This is a genomic window from Natrinema hispanicum, from assembly GCF_900111485.1.
GTDB classification, from domain to species: Archaea; Halobacteriota; Halobacteria; order Halobacteriales; family Natrialbaceae; genus Natrinema; species Natrinema hispanicum_A.
In genome coordinates, this window is the sequence record NZ_FOIC01000015.1 from 63,779 (window position 1) to 82,881 (window position 19,103).

The 19,103-nt window shown below is 62.9% G+C and carries 21 protein-coding genes; 9 read left to right on the top strand and 12 right to left on the bottom strand.

Annotated elements, in window-relative coordinates; genetic code table 11:
- Positions 1-28: 28 nt before the first annotated feature.
- Both BSG09_RS13625 and BSG09_RS13630 read right to left on the bottom strand, forming a co-directional pair.
- Positions 29-1,081 (bottom strand): dipeptide epimerase, encoded by a 1,053-nt coding sequence (locus BSG09_RS13625; RefSeq protein ID WP_092934010.1) that lies wholly within the window; start codon positions 1,079-1,081, stop codon positions 29-31.
- Complete coding sequence (locus BSG09_RS13630; RefSeq protein WP_092934012.1) at positions 1,078-2,097, bottom strand: DUF1611 domain-containing protein; 1,020 nt, start codon at positions 2,095-2,097, stop codon at positions 1,078-1,080. Before BSG09_RS13630 ends, BSG09_RS13625 begins: the two co-directional genes overlap by 4 nt.
- 286 nt (positions 2,098-2,383) lie before the next feature.
- Here BSG09_RS13630 and BSG09_RS13635 point away from each other — a divergent pair, with 286 nt between their 5' ends.
- Positions 2,384-2,578, top strand: a complete 195-nt coding sequence (locus BSG09_RS13635; protein ID WP_092934014.1) for a hypothetical protein — start codon at positions 2,384-2,386, stop codon at positions 2,576-2,578.
- A 118-nt stretch (positions 2,579-2,696) separates the two neighbouring features.
- Here BSG09_RS13635 and BSG09_RS13640 read toward each other — a convergent pair whose 3' ends face one another.
- Together BSG09_RS13640 and BSG09_RS13645 are read right to left on the bottom strand one after the other, a co-directional pair.
- Positions 2,697-3,626, bottom strand: coding sequence for a Vms1/Ankzf1 family peptidyl-tRNA hydrolase (locus tag BSG09_RS13640; protein ID WP_092934016.1), 930 nt, complete (start codon positions 3,624-3,626; stop codon positions 2,697-2,699).
- 29 nt (positions 3,627-3,655) lie between these two features.
- Positions 3,656-4,048, bottom strand: a complete 393-nt coding sequence (locus tag BSG09_RS13645; protein WP_092934018.1) for a DUF5802 family protein — start codon at positions 4,046-4,048, stop codon at positions 3,656-3,658.
- Positions 4,049-4,373: 325 nt separating this feature from the next.
- Here BSG09_RS13645 and BSG09_RS13650 point away from each other — a divergent pair, with 325 nt between their 5' ends.
- Together BSG09_RS13650 and BSG09_RS13655 are read left to right on the top strand one after the other, a co-directional pair.
- The gene (locus BSG09_RS13650; protein ID WP_092934020.1) at positions 4,374-5,312 is read left to right on the top strand and encodes a hypothetical protein; all 939 of its coding nucleotides are present in this window, start codon (positions 4,374-4,376) and stop codon (positions 5,310-5,312) included.
- Positions 5,313-5,399: 87 nt separating this feature from the next.
- Complete coding sequence (locus BSG09_RS13655; protein WP_092934022.1) at positions 5,400-6,059, top strand: metalloregulator ArsR/SmtB family transcription factor; 660 nt, start codon at positions 5,400-5,402, stop codon at positions 6,057-6,059.
- Between the two features lie 45 nt (positions 6,060-6,104).
- Here BSG09_RS13655 and BSG09_RS13660 read toward each other — a convergent pair whose 3' ends face one another.
- The 4 genes from BSG09_RS13660 to thiC form a co-directional block, all read right to left on the bottom strand.
- Positions 6,105-6,656: a hypothetical protein gene (locus tag BSG09_RS13660; RefSeq protein WP_092934067.1), complete on the bottom strand. Its 552-nt coding sequence runs from the start codon at positions 6,654-6,656 to the stop codon at positions 6,105-6,107.
- A 104-nt stretch (positions 6,657-6,760) separates the two neighbouring features.
- The gene (gene ppsA, locus BSG09_RS13665) at positions 6,761-9,097 is read right to left on the bottom strand and encodes a phosphoenolpyruvate synthase (RefSeq protein ID WP_092934024.1); all 2,337 of its coding nucleotides are present in this window, start codon (positions 9,095-9,097) and stop codon (positions 6,761-6,763) included.
- Between the two features lie 290 nt (positions 9,098-9,387).
- Positions 9,388-10,287, bottom strand: a complete 900-nt coding sequence (locus tag BSG09_RS13670; protein WP_092934026.1) for a PhzF family phenazine biosynthesis protein — start codon at positions 10,285-10,287, stop codon at positions 9,388-9,390.
- Positions 10,288-10,340: 53 nt separating this feature from the next.
- Positions 10,341-11,783 (bottom strand): phosphomethylpyrimidine synthase ThiC, encoded by a 1,443-nt coding sequence (gene thiC / locus BSG09_RS13675; RefSeq protein WP_092934028.1) that lies wholly within the window; start codon positions 11,781-11,783, stop codon positions 10,341-10,343.
- A gap of 139 nt (positions 11,784-11,922) precedes the next feature.
- On the opposite strand from thiC, the gene BSG09_RS13680 reads away from it, so the two are divergent.
- The 5 genes from BSG09_RS13680 (at position 11,923) to BSG09_RS13700 (ending at position 15,447) form a co-directional block, all read left to right on the top strand.
- Positions 11,923-12,621, top strand: coding sequence for a phosphoribosyltransferase (locus BSG09_RS13680; RefSeq protein ID WP_092934030.1), 699 nt, complete (start codon positions 11,923-11,925; stop codon positions 12,619-12,621).
- 179 nt (positions 12,622-12,800) lie between these two features.
- Positions 12,801-13,529 carry a sporulation protein gene (locus BSG09_RS13685; RefSeq protein ID WP_092934032.1) on the top strand — a complete coding sequence of 243 codons (729 nt, stop codon included), beginning with the start codon at positions 12,801-12,803 and terminating at the stop codon, positions 13,527-13,529.
- Between the two features lie 103 nt (positions 13,530-13,632).
- Positions 13,633-14,493, top strand: a complete 861-nt coding sequence (gene mtnP, locus BSG09_RS13690; RefSeq protein ID WP_092934034.1) for an S-methyl-5'-thioadenosine phosphorylase — start codon at positions 13,633-13,635, stop codon at positions 14,491-14,493.
- A gap of 133 nt (positions 14,494-14,626) precedes the next feature.
- Positions 14,627-14,863: a UPF0058 family protein gene (locus tag BSG09_RS13695; protein WP_092934036.1), complete on the top strand. Its 237-nt coding sequence runs from the start codon at positions 14,627-14,629 to the stop codon at positions 14,861-14,863.
- Positions 14,864-15,009: 146 nt separating this feature from the next.
- Positions 15,010-15,447 carry a universal stress protein gene (locus BSG09_RS13700; protein ID WP_092934039.1) on the top strand — a complete coding sequence of 146 codons (438 nt, stop codon included), beginning with the start codon at positions 15,010-15,012 and terminating at the stop codon, positions 15,445-15,447.
- 57 nt (positions 15,448-15,504) lie between these two features.
- Here BSG09_RS13700 and BSG09_RS13705 read toward each other — a convergent pair whose 3' ends face one another.
- Both BSG09_RS13705 and BSG09_RS13710 read right to left on the bottom strand, forming a co-directional pair.
- Complete coding sequence (locus BSG09_RS13705) at positions 15,505-15,990, bottom strand: AAA family ATPase (RefSeq protein WP_092934041.1); 486 nt, start codon at positions 15,988-15,990, stop codon at positions 15,505-15,507.
- 77 nt (positions 15,991-16,067) lie between these two features.
- Positions 16,068-17,123 (bottom strand): hypothetical protein, encoded by a 1,056-nt coding sequence (locus tag BSG09_RS13710; RefSeq protein ID WP_092934043.1) that lies wholly within the window; start codon positions 17,121-17,123, stop codon positions 16,068-16,070.
- Positions 17,124-17,451: 328 nt separating this feature from the next.
- Between BSG09_RS13710 and BSG09_RS13715 the strand changes: the two genes are divergently transcribed.
- Positions 17,452-17,961 (top strand): FxLYD domain-containing protein, encoded by a 510-nt coding sequence (locus tag BSG09_RS13715; RefSeq protein ID WP_092934045.1) that lies wholly within the window; start codon positions 17,452-17,454, stop codon positions 17,959-17,961.
- 45 nt (positions 17,962-18,006) lie between these two features.
- Here BSG09_RS13715 and BSG09_RS13720 read toward each other — a convergent pair whose 3' ends face one another.
- Both BSG09_RS13720 and BSG09_RS13725 read right to left on the bottom strand, forming a co-directional pair.
- Positions 18,007-18,354: a hypothetical protein gene (locus BSG09_RS13720; RefSeq protein ID WP_092934047.1), complete on the bottom strand. Its 348-nt coding sequence runs from the start codon at positions 18,352-18,354 to the stop codon at positions 18,007-18,009.
- A gap of 376 nt (positions 18,355-18,730) precedes the next feature.
- Positions 18,731-18,937, bottom strand: coding sequence for a hypothetical protein (locus BSG09_RS13725; protein WP_092934050.1), 207 nt, complete (start codon positions 18,935-18,937; stop codon positions 18,731-18,733).
- Positions 18,938-19,103: the final 166 nt, after the last annotated feature.

Sequence of the window (19,103 nt, forward strand, 5' to 3'; positions counted from 1 at the left end):
TCTGAGAGTGGAGTCGCCGCCTGTGCTGTTAGTCGATGTCGGACTCGAGGACGGCACCAGTCCCGGGGCGCTCGAGGCCGGCGAGGTCGATCCGACCGTCAGGCATCGGGACGCCGTCGGCGGGATCGTCGGCTAACAGCAGCGAGCCGTCGAGATCGGCGTAGTCCAGCAGTGGCGCGAGGTGACAAGCCGCCGCGATCGAGGCGTTTGACTCGGTCATACAGCCACACATCACCGCGAGCCCGTGGGCGCGAGCGGCGTGGATCATCCGTTTGGCCTCGAGCAGGCCGCCGCATTTCATCAGTTTCAGGTTCGCGATGTCACAGCGGTCCGCGATCCGTGGAATATCGGCCAGCGTCACGCAGGACTCATCGGCGGCGATCGGCAGCGGCGATCGTTCGGAGACGAACCGCAGTCCCTCTGGATTCTCGGCAGGAACTGGCTGTTCGACGAACGCCGGGTCGTAGTCCGCTAACCGCTCGATCTTCGTGACGGCCTCGCGGGGCGTCCAGGCCTCGTTCGCATCGACGAACAGCCGAACGTTGGGGGCGACCGACCGAATCGTCTCGACGATCTCGAGGTCGCGGTCAGTGCCCAGCTTGACCTTCAGCGTGGAGTAACCGCGTTGGACGGCTGTCTCGGTCTTCTCGCGCATCGTTGCCGTGTCGTCGAGCCCGATGGTGTAGGAGGTCTCGAGGGTTCGGTCGGGGTCGAGTCCCCAGTAGCGGTAGAGAGGGATCTCGAGTCGTTTGGCGACGAGATCGTGAAGCGCGATGCTGACCGCGGTCCGAGCGGCCGGATTCTTGCGGACCGTCTCACGCATACGGCGTTCGATCCGCTCGAGCTGGTGGGGATCACCGACATCTTCGACGACCGACAGCAGGTCGGGCAGGACGGTCGTGACGGTTGCTGGGGTCTCGCCGTAGTGTGACGATGGTGTGCCAGCGCCGATACCGACCCGGCCCTCGTCGTCTTCGATTCGGACGAAGACAGCGTCGGATTCAGTCGTCGTGCCGCGAGCGATCCCGAACGGGTACTCGAGTGGCAGCGAGCGCCGTTCGAACGCCGTCTCGAGGGTCATAGGAGTTCGTCGAGCACCGCGTCGGTCCCAAAGCGGATCACGTCGGTTGCGGGTGCGTCGAGCGTGTCGGCGTACGCGTCGACGGCGTCGCGAGCCGCCTCGTCGTCATCCATGGCGGACGTGTTGAGCGCGCCGGCGACGATCTGGCTCTCCGCGACTGGGGCAGCGACGTTCTCGTAGAGGTCGACGTACGTTGGAATCGACGGTAGCGCAAACGACTCGTAGCCGTGGATCGCCTCCTGGCCGGCGTTGTGACAGAGCACGAGTTTGTCGGCCATCGACCCGTGGAGGATGCCGAGCGTGACCGCCGAGTACGCCGGGTGAACGATGCTGCCCTGGCCTTCGACGAACAGGTAGTCGTGCTCGTCGCCTTTCTCTACGATCATCTCCTCGACCGCGCCCGCGGTGAAGTCGCTGACGACGCGGTCGATCGGATTGCCCCACCCCTCGATCATAATTCCCGTCTGGCCGGTCGGGATCACGGCAGCGTCGTGACCGGCCGCGCGGGCGTCGCGGGCGAGTTCCATCGTCGTCGTCATTTTACCGGCCGAGCAGTCGGTGCCGACGGTGAGGATTACCTCGGCGTCGACCTCGTCGGCCACGCCTTTGGCGACCGTGAGGTCTTCGGGCGGGTTCCGAACGTCCCAGATGTCACAGTCGTTCTCGGCCGCCAGTCGGGCGAACTCCTCGTCGTCTTCGAGGAAGTAGTGCAGTCCAGAGATGACGTCACAGCCGTACTCGAGTGCCGTCCGAACGTCGTCGCGCCAGCTCTCGTCGAAGCCGCCACCGATCGGCGCGATGCCGATCAGGAGGGCGTCGACGGCGTCGGGCTCTACGGCGGCCATCTCGGAGACGATCGGTGCATCCTGCACGTCAGAAACGAAATCGGAGACGCGGTGTCCATCGGCCGTCCGATCGAGGATCGAGACGACGTCGTGGTCAGCATAGCGGAGGATCCCGAGTGCGGTTTTGGCGTTGGTGGGGAATTTCTCGTGAGCGAGAATTGCGATACGCATACGTGTGAGATAGACGAGGGAGTACTTGAACTACCTGACTGGCGGAATGCCAGTGAGAAGCAAACGCGTATCGAACCCGGCTGAAACGAAACGGATGAAACTACCTTGCTAAGTAGTAGCGTGCTACCGCGGCCATCGTCGGACGCTGCTATGACGGGTGCTGGTGTCAACTGCGCGTTGCATGGCCACGTCTCGGGCACGAACGGTCCCGATGGGAGCCGGCTGCCGTCCGTCGCGGGTGCAACGGTCGGTGCGCTTATTGTAGTGTGAGACGGCACCACTGAGCATGGATGGCGTCCTGAACGAAACGACAAACAAGATACACAGACACGAGACCGGCTGTGCTGACTTCCGGACGACCTGTGGCGCAACCATCCACGTCGCTCACGACAATCTCCGTCTGATCGCTATCGAGCGAGCGGTCACCGATGCGGACGTGACCAAATGCGGTCGCTGTTTTGCCGACGGCAGCGGCTACTGACGTCCCACAGGAGTCAGACTGCCGGACACGGGTCGATGACGACTCGAGCGCATCTCGAGAGCCGTCGCCGATGGCGACATCACCCGTCTCGGTCGCTGTCATCCGCGTGTGCTTCCTCTCACAGTACCTGCAACTCCGTCGTCCAAAACGAGCGGACGGCGTCTGCAAGCGCCGGCTCCGGATCGCCGGTCGCGTCGACGGCGGCCGTCGCGGTCGGCTCGAGGCCCGATTCGTCGACCAGGGTGTCGACGATCCCGCGCTGGCCCACGAGAACGAGCGGCGTCTCGGCGCGTTCGCCGCCAGGTTCGTACGCCGCAAGCGCCTCGCGACAGCGCTCGAGATGGGTGTCGATCTGATCGTCACGGATCCGCTCGAACCGGGCCTGTGAGAAGCCACCTTTCGAGTGGCTGCCTTTGACGTCGCTTTCGAAACCGCGGTAGTCGACGCGCTCGTCGCCCTCATAGACGCCGCAGGCGAACAGGTCGGTCCGGACCAGCGCGACTGCGTGGCGGCCGGTCGGTAGGAACCACTCGCGCTCGAGTTCGAATCGATCGCCCCAGGTCGCGTCGACGTCGGGGGTGATCGGCGGCTCGAGCGTCACTGCCAGCAGGCCGGCATCGTCGATACAGCAGAGACACGGCGCAGTCTCGTCGATGAGGGCGACCCGTTCACCGAGGACGTCCGCAAGGTCGTCGCGGATCGTGTCAGGGACCTCGTCGTCAATAACGGCAGTCAGCGCTCCCTCGGGCCCTGTTTGAAACGACGCGAGTCGATCGAGGACGTCCTCGAGTCGGGCCCCACGGAGCTGTTCACGGCGGCGGACCTCGAGTGCAGTCTCGTCGTCTTCGAACTGCTCGAGTTCGCCCTCGAGCTGGGCGATCCGGTCCTCGAGCCGATTGTTACGCTCTTCGACCTCCTGTCGGGCAGTGGCGGCTTCAGCCCGGCGTTCGGCTTCGGCCTCGTAGCGCTTTCGCAACCGCTCGGTTTCCGCCTCGAGCTCGTCGATACGCTGTTTGAGCGACGCGCGGCCGAGCAACTCGTCGAGCATGCGGCCGAAATCGGGAAGCGAGACTACTTCTAGGTTCCGGCAGTCGACGGCCAGTCGTCAGACGACGTTGCGTCGTCGGCCTGCCAGCCGCCAGCAATCGAGAGCAGCTGGCGAGCGCGTTCCCGACGGGCCAGAAACACCTCCTGAAGCGAGGGCGGATTCCGTACGCTGGTTCCCTCGAGTATCGGTTCCGGCAGCGCAAGCGTATTCGTCGGAACGTCGGCAGCCCCGTGAACCGGGAAATGACGCGTCTCGAGTTTCATCACCAGCGGCGTATCGAGCCGCTCGAGTCCGTCGCCGGTCGCGTACACCTCCTCGTTGATCCGCTCGTGTTGCTCGTTGTGCATGAGCGCGTGGTCCCCGTCGGTCGGGGTCACGTAGAGCCGTCCGAGATAGTAGCCTCGAGAGAAGAGCTCGAACATGCTAGCTAGTAACAAGGACTGGAGCGGCATAACTGTTTTCGGACAGGGTTACAACGACGCGCTATCAATGGGGTTTCCGGCCGACAGCTACTGCCAAGTCACAGTATAGACGTGATTGATTTCGTGAAACCGTATAATGAAACTGCGTGTACGCTCTGTCAGCCACTGTGACAGCTGGGTCACGCGGTCGACAGCCGGATGAGAATATCACGGAACGTCAGCCCGTTGTGAACGCTCAAAACGGATTTCAACGGTCGAACGATCCGAGTAAACGATTCGAACGAAGGTCTGTCTTTTTAGGATGTTCTGAACGACAATACGATCGATGAGAACCACGCGGTCTGTCGCCCTCCTGGTGACCCTCGCTATCATCGGCCTCACGGTCGCGCCAGTTACGAGCGGTGTCGTCGCGGGCACGTTCACCGCGGCCGACACCGATGAAACCCAGTCGGCCTCGACGAACGCGTCCGTCGGCACGATGATGCAAGCCAGCGCAGCCGACACGAGTAACGCGATCGAAACCGAACTGTTCGAGACGGCCTACGAACGTACCGATACCGAGAGTAAGGCGACACTCGTCAGCGACCGCGCAGCTGAACTCGAGGAAAAAGTCGCCACCCTCGAGGCCGAACGCGAACAACTGAACGCGAACCGCGAACAGCTCTCGCAGGGTGCTTACCAGTCACAGCTGTCCCGACTGACGGTACAACTCGCTGCTCTCGAGCGGTCGATCGAACGGACCGAACGTCGTGCCGCGGAGGTCGGCGTCGCGGAAGATCGACTTGTTGACCTGCAGCGAGACGTGGCTGCAGTCCGGCAGAACACCGCAAAGCAAGCCCGTCCAGGCGTCGCGGCAGTCGCTCAGGGAATCGCTAGCAACGCTCCGTCTGACGTGCCCACTGGACCGCCGAGCGAGCGTGGCCCCGACACCGAGCAGTCGCCGGCAGGCGGGCTGGATGACAAACCGTCGAAGGCCAGTCCAGCTGAGCAGCCATCAGAGGGCAATTCAGCTACTCAGCCATCAGAAAGCAGTTCTGCTGATCGGCAATCAGAGGGCAATTCGGGTAATCAGCAATCGGAGGGCGGTTCTGCTGATCAGCCATCGGAAAGCAATTCGGGTAATCAACCATCGGAGAGCGATTCGACCGACCAGTCGCCAGGTCGTCCCACGGAGACACCAACCAGTCCATCGACAGACAAATCGAACGGTGGCGGTACCTCACCCACCGAGTCCGGCGGCTCGCGCGGCGCTGCTGACAACTAACGTGTGGCACCGTGTGCCGAACCACCGATTCCCCGGTCGTATTTCGAGCAGACACGCTTTTCAGCGACAGTCACTAACGCTTGCGTAATGGACTCCGCCGCGCTGTTGGATCTACTCGGGAACGAAAACCGAAGACGAATCCTTCGGTTGCTCGCCCGCAAACCGTGTTACGTCACCGAAATATCTGATTACCTCGGCGTGAGTCCCAAGGCAGTCATCGAACACCTGCGCAAACTCGAGGAAGCGGGGTTGGTCGAGAGCCGCGTTGACGACCAGCGACGGAAGTACTTTCACATCGCCCGCAACGTCAGGCTCGAGGTGACCGTCTCCCCGTACGGATTCGCGAGCAAAAGCGCCTATCCGGCCAACAACAGCTTCGATATCACGGCCTGTCGGCACCTCTCGCTCGACGTCGCCTGGGACGAGACGGACGACCTCGACGACTTGCTGGCCGTCCTCGATGAGTTAGAGCAACTCGAAAACGAACTCTCGCTGGCCCAGCGCTGGGTGCAGGGACGCCTCTCTGACGTGCTCGATCATATCTCCGAGGCCGTCGGGGCCGGTTCGGAAAGTCGGATCTACGCCGATCTGCTCGCGAGTGTCCGCTCGGAGCCCAAATCCGTCGGCGAACTCAGTGAGGACCTCGGCGCGCCACGCGAGGTCGTCACCGAGTTACTCGAGGTGATGGCGGACAACGGCGTGGTTCGCCGGACCGAACACGGCTGGGAGCTGACGACAAACGGGTAAGCGGCAAGTGACACACGGTCACCGATCGGCGCACGTGTCGATCGCTCACTCGAGGTCGCGGTTGAGGCCGTCGTGCAGGTCCCGGCCGAAGTAGTACCCGACGAGTGAGGCGAAGAGTCCGAACGTCGCTCCGATGGCGACGACCGTTTGGCCGGAACCAGCCACGGTGATGATCGCGTTATTGAGAACGGCAGTAATAGCACCGACAGAGATGCCGGCTGCCGTCACCTCGAGATAGCGCCGCTTCGATGCGACCAGCCCGATGAGAAAGGCGGTGACGAACATGCCGATCATGCGTCCGGCGATCGGCAGTACGGTCGCGCCGACCAGTAACCCGACACCGAGCAGCGCCACGAGCGCGGCGTACCCTTTTGGCGAAAAATAGCGCCCAAGCGAGAGCCGTGCCGTAAGCGGCGAATACCACGAGCTTGTCTCTCCACCCGCCACACTCGAGCTGTCTCCTGCTGACGCGACCGACTCGTCGACGCCAGCGACGCCGGATTCTGAACGCAGGCGGTCCGTCTCCTCGAGGAGGTCGTCAGTCGCGGGCACGTCCCGGTTCCGACGCTCGGTCAGTTCGTCCGAGCGGTCGCTCATGGCTGACCAGAAGGCGGCCGACAGCATGGGCCTTTCCCCGCTCGAGACGCATCACTCGAGCGATCACAACGACAGCGACGGTCGAAAATCAGTGCCGGAACCCGTTAGCGGACCGAGTCGAGCAACAGCTTCTGTTCGACGCGTTTGACCTCGTGTTGGACGTCACGGACAGCGTCGATGTTCGCGGAGATGGAGCTGATTCCTTCGTTAACGAGGTACTGGACCATCTCGGGTTTGGAGCCGGCCTGGCCACAGATGCTCGTGTCGATGTCGTGTTCGCGGCAGGTCTCGATGACGTTGCCGATCAAACGCAACACGGCGGGGTGGAGTTCGTCGAAGCGGTCGGCGACGTTCTCGTTGTTCCGGTCGACCGCGAGCGTATACTGGGTCAGGTCATTGGTCCCGAAGGAGGCGAAGTCGATCCCCGCTTCGGCCATCTCTTCGACCGACAGCGCGGCGGCTGGCGTCTCGATCATGGCACCCCAGCGGCGCTTCTCGGGGTCGATGCCGGCCTCTTTCATGCACGCTTTGGCGCGATAGACGTCTTCGGCGTCGTTGACCAGCGGGAACATGATCTCGACGTTGTCATAGCCCATCTCGTAGAGCCGGCAAAAGGCCTCGAGTTCGTGGGCGAAGACGTCAGTCCGGTCGAGCGAGCGGCGGATACCCCGGTAGCCAAGCATGGGATTGTGCTCTTCGGGTTCGTCGTCGCCGCCCTCGAGCTGGCGGAACTCGTCGGTCGGTGCGTCGAGTGTGCGCACGCGAACGGGACGCGGATAGAACGCATCGGCGACGCCGCGGATGCCGTCGACGAGTTCCGAGATGTAGGCGTCCGTACCGTTTTCTTCGATGTACTTCTCGGGAGTCTGGTTCAACGAGAGGATCATGTGCTCCGTCCGGAGCAGGCCAACGCCGTCGGCACCCGTCGCGGCCGCGCGTTCGGCGGCTTCGGGAATGGAGACGTTGACTTTGACTTCCGTCGCGGTCATTGGCTTGACCGGCGACTGCGGACGGACCTCCTCGACCGGTTCGGTCTCTTCGTCGGGTTCGACCGTCGAGCCCTCGAGGACGGCACCTTTGTCACCATCGAGCGTGACGACCTGGCCATCCTCTAACGTCGTCGTCGCGTTGGTCGTCCCGACGATCGCAGGGACACCCAGTTCACGGGAGACGATGGCGGCGTGGCTGGTCATGCCGCCCTCGTCAGTGATGATCCCCGAGGCGCGTTTCATCGCGGGCACCATATCGGGCATCGTCATCTCGGTGACGATCACGTCGCCTTCGCCGACCTTCGCGAGGTCGTCGAGTTTGGCGACGATCCGGGCGGGGCCGCTGACGGTCCCCGGACTCGAGCCGAGTCCGTCGACGAGCACGTCGCCGGAGCCGCTCTCGTCACCGACATCGGTGTCGCCGGCCGTGGCGGCTTGGACGCTCCCGCTGCCGTCGGTCACGCCTTTCGAGACGTCGACGCCTTCGGTCGTCGCGGCGTCAGTGTCGCTCTCGTCGATCGTCGTGATCGGCCGCGATTGCAGCATGTAAACGTCGCCATCGACGATCGCCCACTCGACGTCCTGTGGCTCGCCGTAGTGGTCCTCGACGCGCTCGCCGAGATCCATCAGTTCGTCGATCTCCTCGGCGTCGAGGACCCGTGCCGTTCGCTTGTCCTCTGGGACCTCGTTCTCGACTGTTTGGCCGGTCTCCTCGTCTTTTTCGTGCATCACCTTCTTCTCGGCAACGGTGACGTCCATCGATCGGTCAGCGCGGTCGATGATGTAGTTGTCCGGTGAGACGGCACCGGAGACGACGGCTTCGCCGAGTCCCCACGCGGCCTCGATGATCATCGTCGGATCGCCAGTCGAGGGGTGGCTCGTGAACATCACGCCCGACTTCTCGGCGTCGACCATCTGCTGGACGACGACCGCGATGTTGACGACGGAGTGGTCGAAGCCCTGCTCCTGGCGATAGTAGATCGCCCGCTGGGTAAACAGCGACGCCCAGCACTCGCGAACGCGCTTTAGGAGCTCGTCTTCGGTGACGTTGAGGAACGTCTCCTGTTGGCCGGCAAAGGACGCGTCGGGCAGGTCCTCTGCGGTCGCCGACGAGCGGACGGCGACGAACGCCTCGCCGTCGCCGACCTCGCGGTAGCTCTCGAGGATCTCCTCGCGAAGCTCGTCGGGGAACGGCGTCTCGAGGATGAGTTCCTGTGCGCGGTTTGCAGCGTCGGCCAGCGCGGCCGAGTCATCGACGTCGACGTCGACGGCTGCGAACAGTTCTTCGTCGATCTCGGCTTCTTCGATAAACGAACGATAAGTCCCGGCGGTTACGACGAATCCCGGTGGGACGGGTAGCCCTGCACCCGTAAGTTCGCCCAGGGAGGCACCTTTACCGCCGACCTTCTCGAGGTCGTCGGCACCGATCTCGTCCAGCCAGAGTACAGCCATCTCTATTGGGAGAGACAGTGGACCGAATAAAGAAGGTTGCGAACGGCCGCTCGGAGTCAGAATACTCACCAAATAGGGGTTTCCTGTCTACCCGTCGATCGGTGCCAGCGCAGTTATTTCTGCGATGGAAAACAAAAACTAGACTCCGAGACGATAGTACCAACACCGATAGACGTAATCGAGATGTATTTTCGATTCGACTCACGCAAGCGAACACCGACAGCGATCACGATCGGCGTTCCCGTCGGCTATAGCGCGACCACCCGTCGACCGTCCACTCGGATTCGGACTCAGGCCTCGAGGATGTCGTCCTCCTCGTCGTCGGGGATGACGAGTGAGCCGTCGAGGACGGTCACTCCGCGGCCGCCGACTCGAACCCCGTCGTCGAGGCGAACGCGGACTGTTCCCGGCCGGTCGACGTAGTGGCCCTGCTCGAGACGGAGTTCCTCGGGCAGGTCGTCGTCGAACGCGCCAAAGCGATCGAGGTACGCGCTGACGGCCCCGCTTGCGGTGCCGGTGACGGGATCTTCCGACACGCCAGCGCCCGGCGCGAACATCCGGCCGTGGAGCGTCGACTCGCGCTCGAGCGCGTCGAACGTGAAGAGATAGATCCCGGTCGCGTCGACCGCGTCGGTCACCGCCTCGATCGCAGCCATATCCGGCTCGGCGCTGCCGGCGTCCGAGAGGTACGTGATCGGGACGATCAGGAAGGGAAGGCCGGTCGAGGACACCGCTAGCGGAAGATCGGCGCTCGCTCCTTCGAGGGCGGCTCGATCGACGCCCAGCGCGTCGGCGACGCGGTCGTACCCGACGTCGACCTCGCGGATCGTCGGCTCGTCCTGGGCCATCCAGACCGTCCCGTCGGGGTCGACCTCGATCTCGAGGACGCCGACGTTCGTCTCGAGGGTCGTCGTCCCAGGCTCGAGTCCCTCGTCGTGGCGGTGTGCGAACGTTCCAATCGTCGCGTGCCCGCAGAGATCGACCTCTTGAGTGGGTGTGAAATAGCGGATTCGATGGTCGGCGCGCTCGCTCGAGCGGAGAAACGCCGTCTCGCTGACCGCCATTTCGGCGGCGATCGACTGCATCTGCTCTGCCGAGAGTCCGTCAGCGTCCGGCACGACGCCAGCCGGATTCCCGGTCAACGGTTCGTCAGTAAACGCATCGACCTGCACGACTCGAGTCGTCTCCATACGACGTGGCTCGGTCGACTGGCGTATGAATCCTCGGTCGTCGGACAGCAGTTTCAGTCGTCACCCGCTTCCGCGGGCCGATCGACGCCGTCGTGGTCAGCCATCGGTGGCAAGTCACCCGACGCGTGGGTGCCGACGGGTGGTCGGTTGACTTCGGCCGCGGGCGAGGTCTCGAGGTCGGTTTCGTTGTCCGCGAGCGCGTCCATTTCGCCGTCAGCGCGGGCATCCTGGTCGATCCGCATCGAGCAGAACTCCGCGCCACACATCGAGCAGAAGCGGGCCTCCTTGTAGTTGTCTCCGGGAAGCGTCTGGTCGTGGAACGACCGGGCACGGTCGGGATCGAGCGCGAGGGCGAACTGCTCGCGCCAGTCGAACGCGTAGCGGGCCTCCGAGAGGGCGTCGTCCCAGTCGCGTGCGCCGGGGCGTTCGGTGCCCACATCGGCGGCGTGGGCGGCGATCCGGTAGGCTGCGAGGCCGTCGCGGACGTCTTCTTCCTCGGGGAGCCCGAGGTGTTCTTTCGGAGTTACGTAACACAACATCGCGGCACCCGCTTGCGCTGCCATCGCGGCCCCGATGGCGCTGGTGATGTGGTCGTAGCCCGGTGCAACGTCGGTCACCAACGGGCCGAGGACGTAGAAGGGCGCGCCGTCACAGACCTCCTGCTGGCGCTCGACGTTCTCGGCGACCTTGTGCATCGGGACGTGGCCCGGACCCTCGACCATCACCTGGACGCCGTGGTCCCAGCCGACGCGTGTGAGTTCACCCAGCGTGTCGAGTTCGGCGTACTGGGCATCGTCGCAGGCGTCGGCCAGACAGCCCGGCCGGAGGCTATCCCCCAGGCTGAACGTCACGTCGTGTTCGGCGAAAATTTCGCAGATCTCCGGAAACACCTGATACAGGGGATTTTGCTCGCCGTGTGCTTCCATCCACGACGCCATGATCGAGCCGCCTCGCGAGACGATGCCCGTCTTCCGGCCGTCGGTCAGCGGTAGGTGTTCCGCGAGGATTCCGGCGTGGATCGTCATGTAGTCGACGCCTTGCTCGGCTTGCTTTTCGATGATCTCGAGCAGCAGGTCTTTCGTAATGTCTTCGGGGCGACCGGCCTGCTTGACCGCCTCGTACAGCGGCACCGTCCCGAGTGGCACCGGCGAGTGTGCGACGTGGGCCTCGCGGATCTCGTCTAAGTCACTGCCCGTTCCGAGGTCCATCACCGTGTCCGCGCCGTAGTGGACCGCGGTGTGGAGCTTCTCGAGTTCCGTCTCGAGGTCGCTGGTCGTCTCACTGTTGCCGATGTTAGCGTTGACCTTGGTCGCGAACTCGCGGCCGATGATCATCGGATCGAGCGTGTCGTGGTTGTGGTTGGCCGGGATGACGGCCTGTCCGTCGGCGACCTGCTCGCGAACGAACTCGGGATCGCGGTTCTCTCGCTCGGCGACGCGTTCCATTGCGGGTGTTACCGTCCCCTCGCGGGCGGCCTGAAGCTGTGTCTGCGCCATCGATAACTAGGTTGTATTATCAAGTTATAAATAACTGTCTACGGCCGTGAACGATCCGATCAAACGAAGGCAGTGATTGACGGCCGTTTCAGCCAACTTAAGGGGACCGCGCTCGAGACACCGGATAGGTGGCCATCAGATGTCCGATCTACCGGACGATTTCGACTGTACCATAACCAACTGGGAGTACATTTACGGCCTGTGCCGAGACGTGGCCGACGACGTCCGCGACGACGAATTCGAGCCGGATGTCGTCGTCGCGCTGGCCCGCGGTGGCTGGTTCGCGGGCCGGTGTCTCTGTGACTTCCTCGGTTTGGACGACCTGACGAGCCTGAAGATGGAACACTACGTCGGTACCGCCGCGAAGGCCGACGAACCGACTGTCCGCTATCCGATGCCGGAAGGCAGCGTCGAGGGTAAGGACGTCCTCATCATCGACGACATCGCCGACACCGGCGGCTCGATCAGCCACGCCTACGAGTACGTCATGGACCGCGAGGCCAGCGAGGTCCGCACTGCGACCCTGCAACTGCTCGGTACCAGCGAGTTCCAACCCGACTACATCGGCGAACGACTCGAGGAGTGGACCTGGGTCGTCTACCCGTGGAACTTCATCGAGGACATGATCGATCTGACCTCGAGCGCCATGGAAAAGGCCGACCAAGAGACGTTCACGAACGAGGAGCTCCGTCACTTCCTCGCGGCGTACCACGGAATCGACCGCATCGAGATGGAGATCGCTCAGCCCGACCGGCTCCCCGAAGTCCTCGCCGAGATGGAACGACGCGAGGTGCTCGAGTCGACCGGGGCTGACGAGTGGACGCTCATCGGCGAGTAGGTCTCGCAGCCCTCCCACAGGAGCCGCTTCTGCCGGACGCGATACTGGCGACTACCAGCCAGTGCTCGCTCGTTCGAGGTGATCGACGGGATGACCGTCCGATATCGTGAGCAATGATCAGTACTCGCGAGTGTCAACGGGACAAGTATTTATGGACTGGCTGTGACTGGTCTCGACGTATGAAACGAGTCCTCACGAGTCTCGGCATCGGTGCGGCGACGGTCGATACGGTTCTCCCAACGACGCTCACGGCCGGCGAATCCGTCGACGCACGCGTCGACGTCACCGGCGGCAACGACAGCCAGGAGGTCGACGGGATCTACTTCGCGCTCGAGACGCGCTACGAGACCGACGACAGCACGGGAACGGCGAAGATCGACACGTTCCGTCTCGCGGACTCGTTTACCATCGAGCCTGACGAGGAGCGGAGTTTTACCGTCTCGGTCGACGTCCCGTACCACACGCCCGTCACACTGGGAAAAACGAAGGTCTGGCTCGACACCGGGCTCGACATCGACTGGGCGGTCGACCCCGACGACCGCGACCCCGTCGAGATCAAGCCCGACCCGCTCCGGCAGGCGCTGTTCGACGCCCTCGAGTCGCTCGGCTTTACGCTCCGCTCGGCCAAGTGCGAGGCCACGGAGTCGCTGTTCGCCGACCATCGCTTCGTCCAGGAACTCGAGTTCGTCCCCCAATCGGGGCCGTTCGCGGGCGAACTGGACGAACTCGAGGTCGTCACGCTTCCCGAGGGCGACGGCTTCGATCTGCTGCTCGAGGTCGATCGCCGTGGTGGTCTGCTGGCGGAACACTTCGATGCCGACGAGCGACACGATCGGCTCTCGCTTCGACCCGGCGACGAGGGCGATCTCGAGCGGCAGCTGCGAACGGTGATCGAACGGAACAGCTGAGACTGTCGAACAACAGTCCGTGAACACTCGAGCGTCTCTCGCGATCGCTGTGTGACCCGTGTTGTCCGGCAGTATTAGGAGGGTCGTCCGCCCACGTCTCAGTATGACAATCGGCGTCATCGGTGGAAGCGGCATCTACGAGGCACTGCCACTCGAGAACGTCCGTCACGAGCACGTCTCGACACCCTACGGCGAGCCAAGCGACGCGGTTACTATGGGTGACCTCGCCGGCCGTGAGGTCGCGTTTCTGCCACGTCATGGCGAAGACCATCGGCACCCGCCGACCGACGCGTCCTATCAGGCGAACATCTACGCGCTCAAATCGGTCGGCGTCGATCGGGTGATCTCGACGAACGCGGTCGGAAGCCTCCGCGAGGACCTGCCGCCCCGCACGCTGGTCGTCCCCGACCAGATCTTCGACCGGACCAAACACCGCTCGCCGACGTTCTTCGGCGACGGGATGGTCGTCCACATGGGGTTTGCCAACCCCTACTGTCCGTCACTGGCCTCTCATCTCGTCGATTCGGCTCGCGAGGCGACTGACGCCGACACCAACGTTGCAGCGGACGGCACCTACGTCTGCATCGAAGGGCCGCAGTTCTCGACGAAAGCCGAAAGCGAGTTCTACCGCGAGCAGGGCTGGGACATCATCGGTATGACCGCCATCCCCGAGGCCAAACTCGCCCGCGAGGCCGAACTAAGTTACGCCACCATCGCCGGCGTCACCGACTATGACGTCTGGAAATCGGATAGCGAGGTCTCCCTCGAGGAGGTCCGCGAAAACGCCACGGCGAACCGGGGGTCGATCAACGCGGTCGTCGAACACGCGATCCGAACGATGCCCGACGACTTCGAAAGCGAGGCCTGGACTGCACTCGAGGGGACGATCAACACGCCACCGGAGGCGATTCCCGAGGAAACCAGAGAGCGCATCGACCTGCTGGCTGGCGACTACTTCGAGTAAGCCACTCACAATCGGGACGCGACGGAGACGAACATCGACGCGGCATGTTGTCGTCTGCCACACGTCTCGGTCGGACAGACACTACAAGAATAGTACAGAGAGAACTAAGAGAAACAATAGTGTGCATTGCCGCGTGAACGCGCAAGAACTCGTCCACCTACACGCATTACTGTTCGAATTACGGGCGGCGCTCGAGCGAGAAGGGATGGTGGCCGATGACGCATTCGATGCGTACGAGGCGCAGCCAGTTCGGCCACAGCACATCCACCGCTCGAAGGAGGCACACGAAACTGCGATCGGCCTGCTTCTGGACGGGCTCGGGCAGTCCGTCCGAATCCATCCGCCACCGGATCACGTATCGGTTTCGTGACATTGAGCTCCGGCTGCGGGTTCGATCGGGATCACGAATTCTCGGGATACCCGCAGGGCGGTCGCGGATATCTACGAAACTGGCTGACAGGAGTCCGTCTGAACGGAGTGGGCAAGGATTACGCATTTCGGCGTCGTGTGGGACGTATGGACGAGCCACACGACTTCGACGACATTCTCGTGCCGACTGACGGCAGCAAAGCCGCCCGCAACGGGGCAAAACAGGCGATCAAGTTCGCACAGCGAAACGACGCGACGCTACACGTCCTGTACGCGATGGACATGGGTGATGCCGACTACGTCGCGGTGCCAAGCGATATCAGACAGACGCGACGCCGACTCGAGAAGAAGGGTCAGACGTTCGTCTCGGAGGTCGAAGACCTTGCTGACGATGCCGACGTCTCTTGTGTCACGGCTGTCAAGGCGAACACGCCGGTCGAAGCCATCACCGACTACGTCGACGAACACGATATCGACCTCGTTGTCATGGGAAAGCGCGGGCGCTCCGATCCGGACAAGCCGCTGCTGGGATCGATCACGAACCGAGTCATCGGCTCACTCGACGTTCCCGTATTTACTGCCTGATAAGATCGTTCCCGACGGCTGGAGGGATCGACGGCGGACACCGCTGCGGTGGGCGGATCAGTGACGCATGCTGTCGACCGGTGGCTCCGCGTTGTGCTCGCCCCACGTTTCGATCGCCGTCACGATTCGCTCGGCAGCGGTGACGGGCTCACACCGGTCGGTATCGATCTCGAGGTCGGCGTCGGGGGCCTCGAACTCCCGGTAGACGACGTGGACGCCCTGTTCCGAGATCGAATCGTCCCGACGCCGATTGCGCTCGAGGCAGGTCTCAAGGCTCGCGGTCACGTGGACGAACCGCACGTCGCCGAGGGCGCGAAACTGCGTCTGCCATTGCCGACGGTAGAACGTCCCGTCGACGAGCGTCACGCCGGCTACAGGGGCCGAACCGGCCTGTTCGGCCAGTTGCTCGTAGGTCCGACTCGAGAAGTCGTCGGAGTGGTAGAGTCGCACTGGAACGTCCCGCTCCGCGAGTCGGTCACGGACGCGGGTCGCGATGGTGGTTTTTCCGACACCCGGCGGCCCGCAGATGACGATCACAGCCATCGATAGGGGACGAGGCCATACGAATGAGTCGGTCCGTCGGCTCGTGGACAGCCACGGCACCGAGAGGGAAGCCGTGATCACCGATCCCGGTCGTGGCCATAGCTCACGTCGAACGGGCCCGCGTCGGGATCCTTTTGTGAGACCATCGGGCCGACCGACGCGGTTCGCCGTGTGATGGTCGCGGTCCGGAGAATGTAGGATGCGAGCAGAGCAAGCGGGGAGAAGACGACGAGAAAGAGTCCGCTCACGACGTACGGAAGGACGGCGGCGCTGACGCTTGGCCCAGTGACGTCGGCGTATAGCAACCCGATGAGGATCGCAGACAGGATCGATGGCACGCCACAGTAGACCGTGAGCTGCGAAAAGCGCGTGAGTTCCTGCTGTAGGTACGTCGTCTTGAACTGCTCTCGAGCCACGTGAAACAGTTTCAGTGAACCGATCAGGTCGTCGAGTCGCTCGGCAGCGGTCGGCGACAGCGAGTCAGCGTACTCGCCGCGCAGATGGGTGCCGACGTACAAGTGCCATGACTCGTCGTACGTAATCGCCGCCGAAACGGCAGTGAACGCGTCCGATTCGGCGCGCTTGATTCGGTCGTCGATTCGGTTCGTTCGCTCTTGGATACCGTTCGTATACCGGCTGACCGTCTCGGAGAACTCGTTGTCGTGATCCCCGACCGCATCGGCGAATGCCGTTGCGTCGTGATGAATCGATTCGAGAAGCAATCCGAGGACCCGCGTGGGGGCTGCCGGGCTCGCGGGGACGGCCGCATCGTCCGCGACGGTTCGACGGAATTCAATGACGTCCTCGAGTCGGTCGCGGGCGCGGCCCGCTGCGCTGAACTCCTGGGAGAGGATGAGCTGGTTGACCGAGACGACCAGCGTCACGAGCGAGAACGTCCCCGCGATCATGCCGCTTGCCACGCGCGTCACGGCGTTCGGGTTGACGAAGGTGATGACGCCGAGTTCGTACAACACGGTGACCACCGCAAAGACGGCTAGCAAGACGATCGCGGCGACGGATAACCGGTTTCCGTCGACAAGCATCCACTCCCGGAACCGCGTCAACACTCCCCCACGGGTACCGATATCGGCCCCGTACGACTCGAGCGTCTCGTCGGTTTCGGCAGATCCCATAGCCACACGTCCAACCGACCCGGCAATAAGGGCCTGCGTTGCACATCGCCACACGCCGGTACTAATACTGCCGGACAGAACTACGTGAAGATCGGTCGCTCTGCTGCGGCCGTCACCGGTGGAGACGGCCGCGAATCCGCGACCGACTTCGTATTGACTTCTGTCCGACACTATAAACGGACGGGCGGGGCTCGACGAGCTGCGCCAGCAGTCCGTCCACCCACGGACGAGCACAGCCGCTTCAAGGCCCACACTGAAATGGGTCCGTGGCGTCGCTCCGACACATGTACCGTGACGGAACTCCCTCGCAGACGAACGCGCGACGGCAATGAGCCGCCCGGAGTCGACGAGCCGACGGCGAGTACTCACGACAGTAGGGACGGGGGTCGCGGCCGCGGCCGCCGGCTGTCTCGGGAGCGGCGACCTCGGCGGCCAGCCGACCTACGAGGACGGCACCGTCAGCGGCATCAACGCGAACAACGTCTCCAATCGATCGGCAACACAGCTGTCGGCGGCAGCGGCACTCGCCCAGCAACAACCCAGCGACTCGGTGACGCCGCTCGAGCCGCTCTCGCTGCGCGATCACGAGTTCGTCGTCGAGAGCGGCTATCTCGGGTCGACCATTCAGGGGATCGTCGAGAACACGGGCTCCAGCCGGATTCAGACCGTCGAAGTACGGACGCGTGTCTACGACGACGACGAGAGCATGCTCGGGCGCTATCTCGCTAGCACCGGCGACCTCAACGGTGGCTCGAGGTGGGCCTTCCAGGTGATTGTCCTCGAGTCTCCGGTCGCTGTTGCCAGCTACGATATCGCCGTTCTCGGAACCCCATCGTGACGGCGGGGTCGGCGACGCCGGACAGCCAGCCGGGCTACTCGACGGCTATTCGACGAGCGTCTCGTGTAGTCGCTCGTCGATCTTGTCGTAGACCGTCGTCTCGGAGACAGCGAGGGTATACGCTGGTCGGCCCTTGCCCGTCGGCGACGTCGCCGACTGGTGAATCTCGTTGACGAGGTCTTCGTCCTCGAGTTGGTACAGCGAGCGGATGATGTCGGCCTCTGAGATCGTGCCGATGACTTCCGTCTCGACATCGGCGAGTCGCTCCTGACAGTGTTTCCGAAGATCATGTGTCTGAACTGGCGTTTCGTTCTGACGGGCGAGTTCGGCGACGGTAAGCAGGACTGCCTGATTCGTCAGCGTGATTGACTCGAACGGTGACTCGTCACTCATAGACGACAGTTCTACACGGACATTGGTAACAGTTACCCCAAATCACAGCGAAAGGGCCGCGGACTAATCGTCACTCACACCCGATTGCGCGGACTGCCTTGTGATCGGTGTAGACATCGTTGCAGTGGGTACGATACTGCAGCATGTCATAGAATGCTTCTCGTACGCTTCGAAGTGACCGAAGTGATCGATACAGGGCAAGCAGTTACCGAAGTGGCTATTGATCTATCCGAACTATGCCAAAAGCCGCCTGCTGAATATAGAGCCATAATGAGCCATAATTCAACACACGTGTGATCTGTTTGGCCGAGTATCGCCTTCCGGGTTATACTGTTCGGATATGCATAGCAGTAGGACTATCCGTGAGATCGCCTTTCTAACTGCTTTCAGCCCGGTTCTTGCCCCACCAGAATGCGGCCAGAACGAAGACAAGTCCTTCGAGTCTGGCGAGTTTGTACACCCACGACTTGAACTCGTATGTAGTCTCCGCCGTGGTCGTAACACCCATCATGAAGTCAATGACCTGTCTTGGGAAGAGCAACTCAATGACGCCAAAGACCGCCAGAACGATGCGAAACATCATACTCTAAACGTTGATCCCCGACAGCAAGTAACCAGCGACGTTTCCCCCTCATCTGGAAACGAATGCGATGATATCATGCGTCTTTAGCTAAGCCTCACCCCTCGGTTGTGTAGCGGTTGCGAGCGTCTCCTGTAGTATCGGTCGTTGGTCGTGGATTTTCTGTGCA